Origin of the sequence: Methanosarcina horonobensis HB-1 = JCM 15518, from assembly GCF_000970285.1 — an archaeon.
GTDB classification, from domain to species: domain Archaea; phylum Halobacteriota; class Methanosarcinia; order Methanosarcinales; family Methanosarcinaceae; genus Methanosarcina; species Methanosarcina horonobensis.
Window position 1 is genome coordinate 792,467 of the sequence record NZ_CP009516.1, and the last position, 15,865, is coordinate 808,331.

Below are 15,865 nucleotides of genomic sequence, written 5' to 3' on the forward strand. Positions count from 1 at the left end.
CTTTTTACTTCTCTTTAATTTTCCGAAACGATAATTGTGTTATAGCTGGATACTGGACGTTTACCGAGCAGCCTCCTCACCACTTTTCCTCTTTTTTCCCTGCTCTCTCTTCCCGGCCCTGTTCATAATTCGAGTAGCCTTTCGGCTCTTTCAATGATTTGTACGGTTATACTTTAATACTGGTACGCGAACTTTTTCTTTGAATAAGGGGTCAGAACAAAATGGAAACACAATACACTGTCAGGAAAGGCAAACCATTGGATTTGCATAAGATTGTAACCCTTTACAGAACTGTTGCAGCCCGTTCGGGAGGAATTGCACGGGAAGCCGATGAGGTTACGGAAACCTATGTTATGAACTTCATCGAGAAAAGCCTTCAATCAGGTATCATTCTGACAATCGAGGACCCTGAGAATCCTGAAGTTCTCATCGCAGAGGTCCACACTTATAAGCCTGAAATAAAAGTTTTTGCTCATGTCTTCAGTGACCTGACAATTGCAGTTCATCCTGACTATCAGGGAAAAGGGATAGGCAAACTTCTCTTCAGAACCCTCCTGCAGGAAACGGAATCAAAGTATCCCGAGATTATGCGAGTCGAACTTATTGCAAGAGAAAGCAATAAAAGGGCTATCGAATTTTATAAAAAACTAGGCTTTAACATTGAAGGAAGGCTCGAAAACCGGATCTGTGACAAAACCGGAAAGTTGGAGGCTGATATCCCTATGGGCTGGACTCGTCCTTTATGCAGGCTGCAGGTTTAAATCTCTCGAAAATACAAGATAAATTCCTTTAATATTTTTTAACTCTCATACCTTGCTTTATATTTCTTTATGTCAACTATTCTTGATATTCGTCCACTGTTTTTTAAAGCTGGTTTCCAATATGTGTTAAGCAGGATTGAGAGTAGCTTAAGAATCTATCTAGCTAAGGAGACAGATAATGGAAAATAAAAAGAATACTCTGCCGGAGGAAGAAAACTTGGAAAAGGATAAACCGGAAGATGAAGAGGACCTTCTGTATACGCATAAGCCAGAGTCACGTGGCAATGAAATGCGGTGGAACGCCAGTTTATGCAGAAAACCCGGGCGATGATACTGATCGATGCCTGAAATATATTATCATTTTGAACGCATTATTTCGTTTTTCACTTTAATCAGGAGGAGTTTAAGTGTCATTTTTAGATGAAATGTTACCTGAAACTGCGGAAGCTTTCGGACAGATGAGGAACTCTATTTTCAAAGACGGTTTTCTTGATGTCAAAACAAAAGAATTGATCGCCATTGCTTCTTCGGTCCTTATGCGTTGTCAGTACTGTGTCGATGTGCATTCCCGGAGGGCAGTTGCTGCAGGAGCTGCAAAGGAAGAAATTGCCGAAGCAATTGCAGTTGCCACATTCATTGCTGCCGGGTCGCAGATAGGATGGACGAATGCTTATGGTGAAAGCATATACGACAAAATTTTTGAAAAGGATAAAGATGAAGAGGATTCCTGCTGTTGCTGTGAAGAGTAAAAATAAGAAAGTGAAATCTGTCGAATAAATGGCAGCAAGGATGAAAGAACACAAAATTAAGTGTTCTTTTTGTTTCTCTCTAAGAATACCCAGATTATATGATTGAGATATTTAATCTACCCGAATTGAAAAAAAGTTTTTAGAATCAGGGAGAGTATATATCTGACTGTAACCTGTTTAAACCCTGTAAGGCAGTGAAAAGATAGCTTGAAACCTTCTTTTTCTATTATGGCCAATTTCAATCAATTGATCTGATGGATAAGTGATTTTTACTCTAATTTTTTATTTTGCACCTGTGATATAGTCTTCAAAATCCCCGCAAATTCGGAGTTCAGTCTATAAAATCTCCATTTTGAGCTGTTATAGGCTTCAATGATCCCGCAGTTTTTCAAAATTGCCAGGTGGTGGGAAACCAGGTTCTGCCTCTCGTTTAACTTGAATATCAATTCGCAGACGCAGTGATCTCTTTGAGAGAGAAAGTAGGCAATCTTCAATCTTATCGGATGCCCGAGAGCACTGAATATTTCACTGGCTTTTTTGATGTCATTATCCAGAAAATCTATTTCCTGAAGCATTTTCTCTTCCCATTCCTTTTTTTTCTCAGGGTCCGCAGGGCAGCAGTAGCTCATAAATAAAAGAAGTTAAGCTTTCTAAATAAGGATTTTTATATCAATTTTGTTTGATATCAAACATGGTGTTGTTTTACTTTGTTTTTTACTCATAAATTCGGGCTTACTTATACTGATAAATTTTTCCTTATCTTTTCCAGATAATTAGATAAAAAAGGCAGTAGGCTGCAAAAATTTATTCTCTGAGAATAACATCTGATTCAAAAGGTATATATATTTATACACATATGGGTGAAATTAATGTTTCTTCCTTTTAATGGAACAAATATGTGGACTTAAACACTACCCGTCATCCGGTGTAGCTCTGGTTTAATAGATAAAGTATGTCATAAAGCAAGATTCGGTGGTATAAAAAACATGTCGAAACCAAAGTCTGTCTGGGAAGAGTTCTTTGCAGATAAGAGGAGCGGAGGCCACAGGTCTTCTGCTGAAGAGTTCATTTTAAAAGAAGCTAAAGAAAAACTCTTTCATCTGGATGGAGGCGAAAGACTTCTCGACTTTGGCTGCGGAGCCGGAGAGCTCTTGGTTTATTATGCACCGGAATATGAAAGACTTGTAGGAGCCGATTTTTCTGCATCAATGCTTGAAGAGGCAGGCAAAAGGATCATAGAAAAAAAGCATGAGAATATAACTCTAATCCTAGCTGATGATAAAACCGTCTGGGAAAAACTTGATTCCTCCTTTGACCGGATAACCGCAGCCGGAGTAATCCAGTACCTTACAGATGAAGAAGTTGATAATTTTATTGCCAATGCATCAAAGCATCTGAATAAAGGAGGCAAAATAATCCTTTTTGATCTTTTGAACCCTCGATTATATCCATTATGGAAAATAGGATTATTCTCACGAGATTTCGGATGCTGGAACCTTTTTCGTAAAATAGGCTTTGAAGTTTTCACCATTATATCAGCAATCCTGAAAAATCGCCCAAAAGACATTCTCGGGTATACCCATAAGCCCTGTACAATAGAAAATATCGCAAATAAACATGGCTTTGGGATGGAATATGTGCAGTCCATGTATTACGAGTACAAGTACCATGCAATAATATCGTGACCACTGTTTATGTAATCACACAATAATTTTTGTACATTATTTATCCTCCCACTCCCCACATCATCTGTTTCTCCGGACCATTAACTTGCTCGTATTCTTCGTTTATCCATCTATATTGGAGGAATTGACATTTTCCCTCATATCGTTAGCCCCAAAACCTCTGAAAATATTGATCAGGGTACAATTACCCTATTTTTTCAGGATTATTCCAAAACTAACATTGTCCCGAGTAATATTTTCATTGCAAAACTTCAGGAGAATAAGGTCCATGACCGGCTATATTCAACAATTTATGGGACACTGAAACCGCAACTTCTTTTCAGTAACATCACAAAAGGACTTGTATATAAAATTACACGGAGCTCCTGGCTGTCTCCCTGCAGTTTACTCCCGGTTGCAGACACTGTTCTTTATTCTGGAATAAGCAGGTGCACTGGAGGTTTCATAAAATCCTTTGATACTTATAGATTCTGCGAAGCTGCCTCTCTTCCACTTGTTCATTACCAGGGACAGCCAAGGCAAACCGGATCTCTTTACATCTGCAGGCTTATACCAATGGTTAAATGTGCCTATCAAATCTCAATGGATATAAAAACTGATGATGTTCACAGTTTTGTTGAACTTAACAGCCCTGGTTCAAAGCTGGTAATTCAGGAAATAAACAACAGGGTTATACTAAAAAGTTATTTTGAAAGCTCTTCCGGTGATATCGGGTTTGAATCCATATTTCTGGGAAATGCCGCAGAGAAAGTGGATTTTGAAATTGTGTTTGATGGATGCAGTAAGACAAACACCGTCTCCACAAAAGACGGGAAATGTATCACCACTCCTCTTTATACCTTTGAGAGGCAAAGGCTGCCATATGTGGATTTCTCAAATGGGTATCTCAAGTTCACATCTTTTCTTGCCGGAAAAGGAAGATACTTTGATGTAAACATATACAGCATAATCCAGAGAGCAGACCGAAAAGTCATAACTGCAGTTGGAGATAACGAACTTGCTCCTTTCGGGCTTGACGGGCCTCACGTTCGAAAAACGACTGAGCAGGGTATACGCTATCTTAACACTAAAAATAACAGAGGCACGATCTGGTTTGATATAGAGCTTCTTGAACAGTGCAGTGAATCCGACACTGAATACTTACGCAGCCTAATTGTCAATGATTCCTGGGAGGCAGGGGTACACTATTCTAAAGAACTTAACAATTTCCCGATTGAGCAGACTTATAAAATTATGGATGAAGGGTATCAGTATATTTATGAAAAAATCGGGAAAAAACCTACAAGCTGGTGCTCCCTGAGAAACAGGGACAACATTAAACACGCCATTTATGCGTTTGAGAACCTTGGAATGTTCTGGAGAAACGGAAACTCGGGAATTCATGCGGAAAAAGACGTTGGAAACCTGGACGACGATACCTGGAAATGGTGGGAACAGGCGTCAAGGTCAGGTATGGTGTACCCTGGCTTTACGCATGAACTTGACCTGGAACCCGCGATAAAATACTCAATAAGCCGCTCAAAGTTCCGGGACTGGGTGGATAATTACAACTCAAATGGTTTATCCATAGTTTCCTTTTATGAGTATGGTCAAATAAACCGCAATACCCGTGAAGCCAGTTTTGATATCCTTCAATGCACTGAGCATGTCATCAGGTTTAATGTGCATACAAACGGTTCCGATGCCCTTGTAAACGTGAACATAAAGGCTGGAGAAGATACCAGGGTTTATGACAATATTTCAGATCAATCTCTTGATTACAGAATAGAGCAGGATAAATCGATCACATTCCAGGTTAAAGACAACCATACTTATAGTGTGATATCTGGACAGAATTGAGCAGAAAGTAAGAAGTTCTGCAGGTCGACTGTGATTCTGCAGGTATTTTGAGTTCTATCAACATTTCGTTTATTTATGGATAAAACCGCAGATGGTAGAATATCAATGAAAATTGATATGTGACTTTCTGTGTTTTATAAATCAAGATTGTAGAATTGAGTGGAGGAATAAAATGCCTTTCATGAACGAAACACTGCCTGATACTGCTGAAGCATTCGGAAAACTGAGAGATTCTATCTTTGAAGGAGGAGAACTTGACCGCAAGACCAAGGAACTTATAGCCATTGCCTCTTCTGTCCTTATGCGCTGCCAGTACTGTGTTGATGTTCACTCCCAGAGAGCTGTTGCTCACGGGGCAAACAAGAAAGAGATTGCAGAAGCTATTGCTGTTGCCATGTTTATAGCAGGAGGCTCTCAACTCGGCTGGACAAACATCTATGGCGAAAATGTTTATGATCTCATCTTTAGAGAAAAAAAGCCTGAGGAGCCGGAAAAAGATAAATTGGAGAAAGAGAAAGGTTGCTGCTGCGGAAACTGAATAAAGAGTTAAGGTTTTGAATCCGTTTTGTCAGTTAATTTTTCAATTTCTTTTCCTTTTCTGCTTTCTCCTTTTTGCTTCTTTTTCCTTGTCAAGTCTTCTCAGAATCTGAATTTTTCCCTGTTCCTTTCCATGATTTTCACAAGGGAAAGCATCACAGGCACTTCCACAAGCACTCCCACAACGGTTGCGAGTGCAGCCCCGGACTCCATCCCGAATAGAATTAAGGCTACTGCTACTGCCAGTTCGAAGAAATTGCTGGCACCGATAAAGGTTGAAGGAGCAGCTTCTGAATAGGGGATTTTCAGGTATTTTGCTCCTGCATACCCGATCCCGAAAATCAGGTAAGTTTGCAGCACCAGGGGAATTGCAATCAGGAGAATATGCAAGGGATAATTTATGATGTTGCTCCCCTGGAATATAAAAATCAGAACAAGAGTTATCAAAAGTCCTGCAGGAGTGATCCATTGTGTTCTTCGGATGAGTTTGTTTTCAAACCATGTAATGCCTTTTTTCCTTATCACTACCTGCCTTGTCAGCACAGCAAGGCCAAGAGGAATTGCCACATAAAACAGCACCGAAAAGAAGATCGTCATAAGAGGGACCGGAAAATCGGTTGTGACTCCGAGGAGAAACTTTCCCAGCGGGGCGAAAAGGACGAGGATGATAAGGTCATTTACCGAGACCTGAATCAAAGCATAGTTAATATTAGCTCTTGCAAGGTAGGTCCAGACAAGTACCATAGCCGTACAGGGAGCAATCCCGAGCAGGATCATGCCTGCTATATACTGTGCCTGAAGATCGGAAGAAATCAGGGATTCGAAAAGCACGCGCATGAAAAGCCATGCAACAAATGCCATTGTAAAAGGCTTGATTGCCCAGTTTATGACAAGAGTTAGAAGAAGAGGTTTTAGATTTGCTTCAATGTTCAGAATTTCTTCAAAATTAATCTTTAGCATGATAGGATACATCATGATCAGTAGCACGATAGCTACGGGAATTGAAACATTTGCAATCTCGATCTCTCCAAGGGTGTCTGCAAAACCTGGAAAAATATAGCCTATTGCAGTTCCGAGTATAATACAGACTGCAACCCAAATAGAAAGGTATTTACTGAAAAAATCGAGCTCTCTTTCTTCATCGTCCTCAGGCATACTCTTCTCCTTCCTCCCACTCTTCCCCTTCGAACTCTTTGCTTGCAGGGATGACCATCACAGGCTTCGTGGTTTTCCGGAGTACGCTTTCTGCCGTGTTCCCTAGCAGAAGGTCAATTAAATCCCCTTTTCCGCGGGCGGTCAGCATGATCAGTGTGACATCTTCTATACCTGCAATTTTAACAATTTCATCGGATGGGATACCTTCAACAACAAGATACTGGCTCTTTATGCCTGCAAGCCGTTTCTTTACTCTCCTTAGCTTTTCTTTTACTTCTTCTCTCTGTTCGTCCAGCAGGTCCATATCTTTTATATTATCTATCACATGCAGGAAAAGAACCTCTTTTACTACTCCTTTAAATGCTTGAAGCTGTTCTACCGCCTTCATTGACTCTTTTGAAAAATCAAGGGGCACAAGAACCTGTGAGAAAGTTGCCCTGCATGCTTTCTCATAAACTTCTTTTCCTTCTTTCAAAGCGTCATATTTCTCGATCAGCAGTATTTTTTTTGAACTGCGTGATATGTATTCTGTTGTCCTTCCGAGAAATTTCCCTTTTATAAATCCTTTAGTGGTTGCTCCCATTATTATAGCATCAACATCTTTTCGATCAGCAACTTCCGAAATTGTCCTTTTAACGTCTCCTACTATCACCAGGGTTTCGGTTTCAAGTTCAAGTTCCCTGACAAAATCTGTGTAATCCCCAATTCTTTTCTCTGCATTTCTTTCAAACATAGGGGCAAGCCCCTGGCTTTTATGTATGTCCACTACATGTAGAAGGATAACTTTCTTCAAGCCTGCGTTTTTAAGTTCCCCTATGCAGCTAAGCAAATCTTCCGTTTCGATAGTAAAATCAACAGGAACAAGTACGGTTTCAATCAATCCTATGCCCCCTGTTTCAGGTTATGCTGGTAATATTTTTCACCGAGCTGCCCCTTTAAAGCTCTTTTTAATAGTATTCTTCTGTCAGTATAAATAAGGCATACAAACCCTCTGCTCAATGCAAAAGCAGGTAAAAATAATATTATAAAAAAGGCTCAAGAAAACAACTGAAATATTAAAAGAAAAGATAGGATGGAGATTACTCGGATTGCAGAATCTCCATAACTTTTTCAAGAATCTCGGTAACCTCTTCTCCTTTTGGATCTCTATCCTTGGTTTTCTTAACCCCTAATTCAGAAATTATGATCTGGCGGTCAACCTTGAAGCCTGCAAGCTCCATGGTTTTGGTTGCGCAGTTTACTGAGCAGCCGTCAATGGTCAATATCCTGTCAGAAGCTTCGGCAGATTTCATAAGCCCGGGGGCTCTGGCTCCGATGCCTGCAGTACACATAAGGTTTCCTATCCCTTGCTTCTCGAGTTCAATTGCAATTTTGTTTGAGAGCTGTCCGACATTTGCCGCCCCTGCGCAGGGGAAAAGCGCAACATTTGCCGAACCGCATGAACATTTAGTTTCTTCTGTCATTTTTTGTCTCCTTTTCATTTAATAATTAATTCGTTTGTGCCCATTTAACTCGTTTAATGATTCACTTTGACTCATTTGGTGATCCATTTCTTGATATCTTCCACACTTGGGACTTTGCCTGCGACTTTAACATCTCCGTCAATTACAAGAGCAGGGGTAATCATGACCCCGTATTCCAGAATTTTGTCAAAGTCTTCTACTTTGACGATCTCCGCATCCACACCTGTTTCCTTAACGGCTTTTTCTGCAAGTTCTTTCGTCTTATTGCATTTGGCACAACCCGAACCCAGTACTTCGATTCTCATTTTTTCACCTTCTGTTCAACTCTTTCTTTATTTTTCATTATGATATTTTTAGATGTGAGCTTCATACAATCATTTGCGATATTACTTTTTAACTTTAGTTTTATTTGATTCGACTCGGCTTTTTTACATAAACATAGCTCCGAATACATACCCGGAGACGGTTGCAATTAGCACCACCAGGAGAATATATGTCATGCCTTTTTTCACTCCCAGAACCCTGTTGATTACGATCATGCTCGGTAGACTGAGTGCCGGGCCTGCAAGGAGCATTGCAAGGGAAGGGCCTTCTCCCATACCTAGAAGAGTCAGAGCTTTAATGATGGGCACTTCCGTAAGAGTGGAGAAATACATGAGGGCTCCAGCTATCGAAGAAATAAAGTTTGAAGTCAGGGAATTTCCTCCCACAAGAGCTGCTACATACTCTTTTGGAAGGACTACAATCGCAATCCCTGCAAAGAAAACTCCAAGCAGAAGCAGGGGAGTGATCTGTTTTACCAGGAACCAGGTTTCACCCATCCAGCTGTTTAGTTCTTCTTTTGAGAACCATTTGAAAGAGAGGAAAGCCGTAAGTCCTATCATGGGCGCCCAGGCAAGGAGCTGAGTTGTATATTTCCATTCCAGGGAAGACATTATCTCAGGGGCTATAAGGACAACGATTAGCAAAACAAAGAGTCCGACGCTGTGTTTGTGTTCCTCTTCCCCGAAAGTCTTTATGGACTTACGTTCGGTTGCTTTTCTTTCATATGCAAGGGACATTATAACACCTACAAGCACAGACAGAAGGACTGCTGCAAAAGCGCGCGCTGCTCCGAGATCATAGCCCAGGATTTTTGCCGTATAGACGATTGCAAGGATATTGATAGCAGGGGCTGAGAACAAAAATGTGGTTGCAGGACCTATGCCTGCTCCCCTCTTATAAATCCCTGCAAAAAGGGGGAGTACGGTACAGCTGCAGACCGCAAGGAGGCAGCCCGAAACCGCAGCTACCGTATAAGAAACATATTTGGGGGCGTCCGCTCCGAAGAACTTCAGCACAGATTCTTTGGAAAAGAGAGAAGCAATTGCACCAGCCAGAAAAAAAGCAGGCACAAGGCACATGAGCACATGGAGCGCAAGGTACTCCTGCACTGATTGAAGCCCTACTGATATAAGATAAGTGATATAATCAAGAGTCATTTTTCCACCAGGGGTGTTTTCCAGAATTTCCTGTTATTTCAGATATATTTGAAATAACATATATAAAATTTCCTATTTCAAATAAATTTGAAACAAATTTGAGGGTTGTATTCAGGTCTGCAATTGATTTCCTGAAAGGACCGAGTAAAAGTTTTTTTATATATTCCCACAATATTTTAGAACCATGAAAATTAAAGTCGAATCAAGCTGCATATCCAGAAAAAGGTGCTTTCTGTATACTATTCTCCTGTTTATCCTTGCAGGTATTTTTGAAATCGGTGGAGGCTATCTTATGTGGCTATGGTTGCGTGAAGAAAGAGAATTTGTTTTTGCGTTTATTGGGGCAGCAGTCCTGTTTCTATATGGAGTCGTGCCAACTTTCCAGCCTTCATATTTCCACAGAGTATATGCGACTTACGGAGGCATTTTTGTTGTTATGTCCCTTTTATGGGGGTGGATTTTTGATAAAATACCCCCCGATACCTATGATCTGATAGGTGCCCTGATAATTCTCATCGGAGTTTCGATTATCTATTACTGGCCCAGAAAAGAGGAAGCTGCATGATCGATTCCTACGTTATTGACCCGGGAATTTCACTTGCTCTTTTTTTCCTGGCTGCCCTTTTTGAAATCGGAGGCGGATATCTTGTCTGGCTGTGGTTAAGGGAAAATAAGGGAGTAGTATTCGGGCTCCTGGGCGGGCTGATTTTAGCTGTCTATGGAATCATCCCAACCTTTCAACCGGCAAATTTCGGTAGGGTTTATGCCGCATATGGAGGAATTTTTATTGTTTCCTCTTTGATATGGGGTTTTTTTGTTGATAAGAAGAAACCCGACAGGTATGAAGTTATAGGGGCACTGATAGCGCTGGTTGGTGTTTTTGTGATGTTCTATATCCCGCGCTAATGCTGTTGATAGTTTCCTAATTGCTAAAAATGAGCAGCGATAATAAATGCTACATTAAATTTTTTGTTTTTGTTGACCTGTAGGTTGTAGAACAATCAAATCTGAGTTTCAGAAGTTCTTTCTTAGTTTCCTATGGACGTTATTGGTTTTTTGTCCCTTAATTCTGTCTTTGTCTTTTTGTGGATTCACAAAACTATTTATATATTTACGTTTTGCTTAAGGCTACTGAATTACCAGTTAATTTAGAATGAAAAAATGTAGCTTAAAAACAGTTCCGACAGGGAGAATCAGACATGCTTCAGATATTTAAATCAACAGATGCTGGAATGATAGCTCTGGAGCGGATTGAAAGCGGGGCATGGATTAATCTGGTAAATCCCGGTAAAAGCGAAATCTCGTATGTTTCGGAAAACCTCAATATTCCTGTTGAACATATTATAGCTGCTCTTGATGAAGAAGAGCGTGCAAGGATTGAAGTTGACGGAAATTGTACTGTTGTACTGATAGATGCTCCTGTGCCAAATGTTGAAGCTAAGGAAGGTGGAGTATATTATACAGTTCCTCTTGGAATTATTATTACCGATAAGAATATTGTTACTGTTTCTCTCCGAGAGAACCATGTCATAAATAATTTTGTTGAGAGAAAAATAAAGTCTTTTTATACATTTAAAAAAACACGTTTCTTTTTACAGATTCTCTACAATAATTCTAAGTTATATCTTCGATACCTCAGGGACATTGACAAAACAAGTGGCTTAATTGAAAACAGGCTGCATAAATCTCTGAGAAATAAAGAGTTAATTCAGCTCCTCGAACTGGAAAAAAGTCTTGTATATTTTTCTACCTCTCTGAAGAGCAATGAAATGGTCCTCGAAAAAATCCAGAGGTCAAACCCTATTAAGATGTATCCTGAAGATTCCGAACTGCTTGATGATGTTATTATCGAAAATAAGCAGGCAATTGAAATGGCAAATATTTATAGCAACATTTTAAGCGGGACAATGGACGCATACGCATCTGTCATATCCAATAACCTGAACATTGTAATGAAATTCCTGACATCTGTTACCATAGTATTGTCGATTCCAACAATGATCGCAAGCTTTTTCGGGATGAATGTTGATGTCCCATTTGAGAGTAATCCTCATGCTTTTACAATCATTTTCATAATTTCCATGTTTTTTGCGATTATTATAGCACTGACCATGGCTAGAAAAGAAATGTTCTGAAACCTTCTCGATTTCAAGTTCTAATTTTTAATTTCTCCTTTATTAAAAAATTAAACTCCCGACTGCTTGTTCGGGTCTCTTCAGAGCTTTTTTGTCCCAAATTTTTTATTTTCCTGCAGATTTCCGTACCTCTTTTGTTATCTCTTTCATCATCTCTCCCACAAGTGTTGCTTTTTCGCAATGGGATGCCTCTTTGGGGCTACAGTTTATGAGTATACTCATTAGCCTGTCCGCAGTTCTGTAAAATTTCATGTCCTCGATTCTCACCAGAAGGGTGGATAAACTTTCACTAAATTCCCTGCATTTTTCATGGTCACAGACTGCCTGTTCATGCAGCCGGCTCACGCATTCTAATTCTTTAATGACTTCAGGTGGGAGCTTTTCGGCCATATAATCCGCCCTACCAGGTTGCCTTTCACTTATTCACTACTAAGCTTCATTTAAAACGTGTATGCATATTTACAGTGTTCCATTACATCCTCTATGAAAGCAGCGTAAAAGTTATCAGGAACTGTAACTTTTTCTCGGTTTTCTATCGCTCTTGCTTCGAGGTCTTCCTGGCAGGCATAAATTCTGCACCCCGGCAGTTCCTGTATACCGGAAAACAGGTGATAAACCCCATCGCTTGCAAGGTAGAGTCTGGCATTTCCGGAGTGAGCAGCCAGTTTAAGGCACAGTTCCGATCGCGGGCTGAAAGGAGGCTTTGTAAGCAGGAACACATCATATTCTTCTCGCATACTGTTACCTCTGTTTAAAATAAGATAACACAGTCCGAGCTTTCCATCGCTTCGAGAAAGTCTTTTTCATCGACAAGTTCCATGGTCTCTATCAGGGTTTCCCCAAAGAGGCCCCTCTCAATCAGCGAGGGTTCATGCACAAGTACATTTAACTCTCCATACGAGTAGAGAATATCTGAAAGGTTTGGTACTCCAAGCTTATTGCTGTCCTGGCCTGCAGCTACAAGATAAACTCCATCTCCATAAAGGCCGAGGACCACATGCATTTTGTTAAGGCTTACTGCAGCTGCATTCAATGCTCCGAAGGCTTTTTCACTGCCGTATGGGGCAGTATCCAGCAGATAGAAAACTGATTTCATTGGTCTGAACCCGTTTCGACAAGCTAATCTTAATTTGTCTTTAAAGTGAGATTACTCTATCGCTTTTACTCAGCATTTCCGAAAGTTCATAGAGACTGGAAATTTTTATTCCGGGGGTGTAGTCTCTACAGTTACTTCCGTTCTCGGTCTCCTCTTCTGCAGTGTAACCTCTTGAAGCAGCACACCGCGCACAGGCTCTTATCACAGCTCCTTTCTCCGCAAGCCCGGCAAAAAGTTCGCCTGTGTTTGTAAAAAATGATGGATTCTGACCTTTTTTAGGTATATGAACTGCGTCCAGGTACAGGAATATATTCACATGACATTGTTTAAGCGCACTTTCGGCAAGCTTGCAGGCAATCTCAGCGTATTCGGAAATATAAGGGCCGTCAGTGAGCACTATGGTTAATGTCTTCAAAGGCTCCTCCGGTTAAAGTGAAATCTCTTCAAGTAATTGCAGAATAGTCATAGTTCAGGCACCTTTACTCATATATACGCACTCAAAACCTGCAGGTGTTCGAGGTTGGTTGTATATCCCGGTTCTTTAAGAGATGTGCATTTGTCCAGGGTAGTTTCCCCTCCCATGAGCTTTATTGCAAATGTGTAACAGCTCTGTTCGCTGCATTTCCCGCAGTTGGTCTGAGGCAGGTATTTATAAATCTCCATGGGTTCGACCCTTACCTTTTCCCTGGGAGCCGGAGCAACGCCTTTTGCTATAGCTTCATTGATCGTGCTCTTCAAGTTTTCAAGCCTGCTTCTGGCTTCTTCCTCATTTTTGATCATGGTCATGGTAACTTTTCCGGTGCCGTATATGGTAGTGATGACCTCGTTTTGCTGTATCATAAGAGCACCTATTCCATCAGAGTACCTGCTTCTCGAGAAAATTGGTTCCAGAACTTTAAGCACCCCTCCGAGAGGCGGAGCCATGTTTGCAATTGTCCTGAACTTTGAAGAGTCCGCTATGCAGGGCAAAAGCTGCCTTACTTCTGTAACCTCGACAGGTCTGGCCTGTGAGAGGTCTGCACCCTTCCCCTGCTCTTTTTCCTCTTTACCTTTAAGGAAATTCCTGCCATATTCGGTCAAGCTTGCAGTCCCTTCATTTAGCTCTATCAGGCCTGCTTGCTGCAGGACTTTAAGATGGAAGTCGAGCATGGCTTTTCCGGCTGTAGCTCCTATTTCCTCAACTGTTCTATCGCCATTAGCAAGGAAGTTCATAATCTTCCTTCGGGTAGCATTGGACATAGCATTATTTACCAGCTTTATCTCATTTGGGTTTCCGGACATTTCCAACACCTGTAAGAATCCTAAAATTTAACCCCACACTTTTTTCCTGATGCTCGTTAGCTATCAGGCAGATTTTTTCTAAAAAATGAAATCCGATTTCTCTTATTAATTATGGAACTGACTTCTTAAAAACCCGAAAGCCCGATATCAAAAAAGATTGATACGAAAAATCTTAATGGTTAGTTTCTGGGGAAAGAAGATGGATTCACGGCTGTTTAAGCCAGAGGGTAGTTTGAGCCAAAGGCAGTCGAAATGGAAAAAATAGGGAGGATGAGGGTTTAACCTGAACCTCTTTCATTTAATTAAATTTTTGTTTATAAAGTGAACCTGATAATAAAGCTTTTTTCAGAAAACCCCTGTATCATAGGCACATTCTCCATGGATTGAGATATCCAGACCTGCAAGTTCTTCTTCATCCGAAACCTTGACAGGGGTTATTATGTCTATCAAAATCAGCATGACATAAGTAAATACAAATGCGTAGATTGAAGTAATCACAACAACCACGAGTTCTTTGATAAAGAATGCAGTGCCACCGTAAAGCAGCCCGTCAGTGCCTGCAGGATTTATAGCCGTAGATGCAAAGACTCCAAGGAGAATTGTTCCGGTCACGCCTCCGATTCCATGAACCCCCCAGACGTCAAGGGCATCATCCCATTCCATTCTGTTTTTGATATGAACCGCAAGATAGCAGGTAATAGCTCCGATGATACCCATCAATGCAGCAACGGGCATACTAACAAGACCTGCTGCAGGAGTAACTGTTGCAAGACCGGCAACTGCTCCTGTCATGAACCCTACAAATTTTGGTTTTGTTTCTTTTAACCATTCTATTATCATCCAGGTAATAGCTGCAAAAGAAGCTGCAATATCACTGTTCAGGAATGCAAGTGCCGTAATTCCGTCCACATTTAGTTCACTGCCAGCGTTAAAACCGTACCAGCCAAACCAGAGGAGTGCAGTTCCTATAGCCATTAAGGGGATGCTATTTGGCTTTGAATCTTTATATTTCCTTGAGCCCACGTAAAAGACCGAGGCAAGGGCTGCAGCTCCTGCTGTCGCGTGAACAACTATTCCGCCTGCAAAGTCAAGAACTCCCATTTCTGCAAGCAGACCACCTCCCCAGACCATATGGGCAAAAGGATAGTAAACAAAGAGTTGCCAGACGACCAGGAAGATAAGATAAGCCTTAAAAGTAACCCTGTTTGCGAATGCTCCTGTAATAAGGGCCGGAGTAATGATTGCAAACATCATTTGATAAGCTACGAAAACAAGTTCCGGGAATCCTCCGTTTTTAAATGGAGTAAGCGGAGTGATCCCATGCAAGAACATCTTGTCCAGGTCTCCTATAATTGCGCCTTCTCCCCCACTGAAGCATAGAGAATACCCGACAAAAAACCACAAAATAGTTGTTATTCCCAGAGAAACAAAACTCTGCATCATAATTCCTAATATATTTCTCTTACAGGCAAGCCCTCCGTAAAAGAATGCCAGACCAGGAGTCATAAGCATTACAAGACTTGTCGCAAGCAGCATAAAGCCTGTTGAACCAGTGTTTAACATTTTTTCATCCCATCTTTTTTATATAATAACTCGGAAACCTCATACACGCCTCCTCTTTCCTAGTTACTTTTATTTAACTCTTTCCAGTCCTTTGATTCATAACTTAATCTCAAGACAGAT

The 15,865-nt window shown here is 40.8% G+C and carries 21 protein-coding genes; 9 read left to right on the plus strand and 12 right to left on the minus strand.

The genetic code is table 11. The annotated features are described in order from the left end of the window. The first annotated feature begins 221 nt into the window (after window positions 1-221). The 3 genes from MSHOH_RS03510 (at window position 222) to MSHOH_RS03515 (ending at window position 1,510) form a co-directional block, all read left to right on the plus strand. Window positions 222-761, plus strand: a complete 540-nt coding sequence (locus MSHOH_RS03510) for a GNAT family N-acetyltransferase (RefSeq protein ID WP_048137402.1) — start codon at window positions 222-224, stop codon at window positions 759-761. A gap of 178 nt (window positions 762-939) precedes the next feature. Beyond that, window positions 940-1,092, plus strand: a complete 153-nt coding sequence (locus MSHOH_RS23380; RefSeq protein ID WP_158024033.1) for a hypothetical protein — start codon at window positions 940-942, stop codon at window positions 1,090-1,092. A 76-nt stretch (window positions 1,093-1,168) separates the two neighbouring features. Beyond that, entirely contained in the window at window positions 1,169-1,510 is a 342-nt protein-coding gene (locus MSHOH_RS03515) for a carboxymuconolactone decarboxylase family protein (protein ID WP_048137404.1), read from the plus strand. Window positions 1,511-1,779: 269 nt separating this feature from the next. Here the strand turns inward: MSHOH_RS03515 and MSHOH_RS03520 are convergent, their stop codons facing one another. After that, a complete protein-coding gene (locus MSHOH_RS03520; protein ID WP_052730692.1) occupies window positions 1,780-2,139 on the minus strand; it encodes an ArsR/SmtB family transcription factor in 360 nt (119 codons plus the stop codon). Between the two features lie 357 nt (window positions 2,140-2,496). Between MSHOH_RS03520 and MSHOH_RS03525 the strand changes: the two genes are divergently transcribed. The 3 genes from MSHOH_RS03525 to MSHOH_RS03535 all read left to right on the plus strand — a co-directional run bounded on the left by MSHOH_RS03525 (window position 2,497) and on the right by MSHOH_RS03535 (window position 5,572). Continuing rightward, complete coding sequence (locus MSHOH_RS03525; RefSeq protein WP_048137406.1) at window positions 2,497-3,195, plus strand: class I SAM-dependent methyltransferase; 699 nt, start codon at window positions 2,497-2,499, stop codon at window positions 3,193-3,195. A gap of 555 nt (window positions 3,196-3,750) precedes the next feature. After that, entirely contained in the window at window positions 3,751-5,034 is a 1,284-nt protein-coding gene (locus tag MSHOH_RS03530) for a hypothetical protein (RefSeq protein WP_239451192.1), read from the plus strand. Between the two features lie 172 nt (window positions 5,035-5,206). Further along, on the plus strand, window positions 5,207-5,572 hold the full coding sequence (locus MSHOH_RS03535; protein ID WP_048137410.1) for a carboxymuconolactone decarboxylase family protein: 366 nt from the start codon (window positions 5,207-5,209) through the stop codon (window positions 5,570-5,572). Between the two features lie 101 nt (window positions 5,573-5,673). Here the strand turns inward: MSHOH_RS03535 and arsB are convergent, their stop codons facing one another. The 5 genes from arsB to MSHOH_RS03560 all read right to left on the minus strand — a co-directional run bounded on the left by arsB (window position 5,674) and on the right by MSHOH_RS03560 (window position 9,670). Continuing rightward, entirely contained in the window at window positions 5,674-6,726 is a 1,053-nt protein-coding gene (gene arsB / locus MSHOH_RS03540) for an ACR3 family arsenite efflux transporter (protein ID WP_048137412.1), read from the minus strand. Next, window positions 6,719-7,606: a universal stress protein gene (locus MSHOH_RS03545; protein WP_048137414.1), complete on the minus strand. Its 888-nt coding sequence runs from the start codon at window positions 7,604-7,606 to the stop codon at window positions 6,719-6,721. Before MSHOH_RS03545 ends, arsB begins: the two co-directional genes overlap by 8 nt. A gap of 199 nt (window positions 7,607-7,805) precedes the next feature. Then, window positions 7,806-8,189, minus strand: coding sequence for a putative zinc-binding protein (locus MSHOH_RS03550; RefSeq protein WP_048137416.1), 384 nt, complete (start codon window positions 8,187-8,189; stop codon window positions 7,806-7,808). A 71-nt stretch (window positions 8,190-8,260) separates the two neighbouring features. Continuing rightward, window positions 8,261-8,494, minus strand: a complete 234-nt coding sequence (locus tag MSHOH_RS03555; RefSeq protein ID WP_048137418.1) for a thioredoxin family protein — start codon at window positions 8,492-8,494, stop codon at window positions 8,261-8,263. Between the two features lie 123 nt (window positions 8,495-8,617). Further along, window positions 8,618-9,670: a permease gene (locus tag MSHOH_RS03560; protein ID WP_048137420.1), complete on the minus strand. Its 1,053-nt coding sequence runs from the start codon at window positions 9,668-9,670 to the stop codon at window positions 8,618-8,620. Window positions 9,671-9,854: 184 nt separating this feature from the next. Between MSHOH_RS03560 and MSHOH_RS03570 the strand changes: the two genes are divergently transcribed. The 3 genes from MSHOH_RS03570 to MSHOH_RS03580 all read left to right on the plus strand — a co-directional run bounded on the left by MSHOH_RS03570 (window position 9,855) and on the right by MSHOH_RS03580 (window position 11,805). Then, window positions 9,855-10,235, plus strand: coding sequence for a YnfA family protein (locus MSHOH_RS03570; RefSeq protein WP_082089228.1), 381 nt, complete (start codon window positions 9,855-9,857; stop codon window positions 10,233-10,235). Beyond that, a complete protein-coding gene (locus tag MSHOH_RS03575) occupies window positions 10,232-10,576 on the plus strand; it encodes a YnfA family protein (RefSeq protein ID WP_048137424.1) in 345 nt (114 codons plus the stop codon). The genes MSHOH_RS03570 and MSHOH_RS03575 overlap by 4 nt, the downstream gene beginning before the upstream one ends. Before the next feature lie 293 nt (window positions 10,577-10,869). Next, on the plus strand, window positions 10,870-11,805 hold the full coding sequence (locus MSHOH_RS03580; RefSeq protein ID WP_048137426.1) for a magnesium transporter CorA family protein: 936 nt from the start codon (window positions 10,870-10,872) through the stop codon (window positions 11,803-11,805). 105 nt (window positions 11,806-11,910) lie between these two features. On the opposite strand, the gene MSHOH_RS03585 is transcribed toward MSHOH_RS03580, so the two are convergent. The 6 genes from MSHOH_RS03585 to MSHOH_RS03610 form a co-directional block, all read right to left on the minus strand. Continuing rightward, window positions 11,911-12,195, minus strand: coding sequence for a hypothetical protein (locus MSHOH_RS03585; protein ID WP_048137428.1), 285 nt, complete (start codon window positions 12,193-12,195; stop codon window positions 11,911-11,913). Between the two features lie 50 nt (window positions 12,196-12,245). Then, window positions 12,246-12,542, minus strand: a complete 297-nt coding sequence (gene tusB / locus MSHOH_RS03590; RefSeq protein WP_048137430.1) for a sulfurtransferase complex subunit TusB — start codon at window positions 12,540-12,542, stop codon at window positions 12,246-12,248. 14 nt (window positions 12,543-12,556) lie between these two features. Next, window positions 12,557-12,901 (minus strand): DsrE family protein, encoded by a 345-nt coding sequence (locus MSHOH_RS03595; RefSeq protein ID WP_048137432.1) that lies wholly within the window; start codon window positions 12,899-12,901, stop codon window positions 12,557-12,559. Window positions 12,902-12,941: 40 nt separating this feature from the next. Further along, window positions 12,942-13,316, minus strand: coding sequence for a DsrE/DsrF/TusD sulfur relay family protein (locus MSHOH_RS03600; protein WP_048137434.1), 375 nt, complete (start codon window positions 13,314-13,316; stop codon window positions 12,942-12,944). Between the two features lie 68 nt (window positions 13,317-13,384). Next, window positions 13,385-14,182, minus strand: coding sequence for a (Fe-S)-binding protein (locus MSHOH_RS03605; RefSeq protein WP_048137436.1), 798 nt, complete (start codon window positions 14,180-14,182; stop codon window positions 13,385-13,387). 345 nt (window positions 14,183-14,527) lie between these two features. After that, entirely contained in the window at window positions 14,528-15,745 is a 1,218-nt protein-coding gene (locus MSHOH_RS03610; RefSeq protein ID WP_048137438.1) for an ammonium transporter, read from the minus strand. Between the last annotated feature and the right edge of the window lie 120 nt (window positions 15,746-15,865).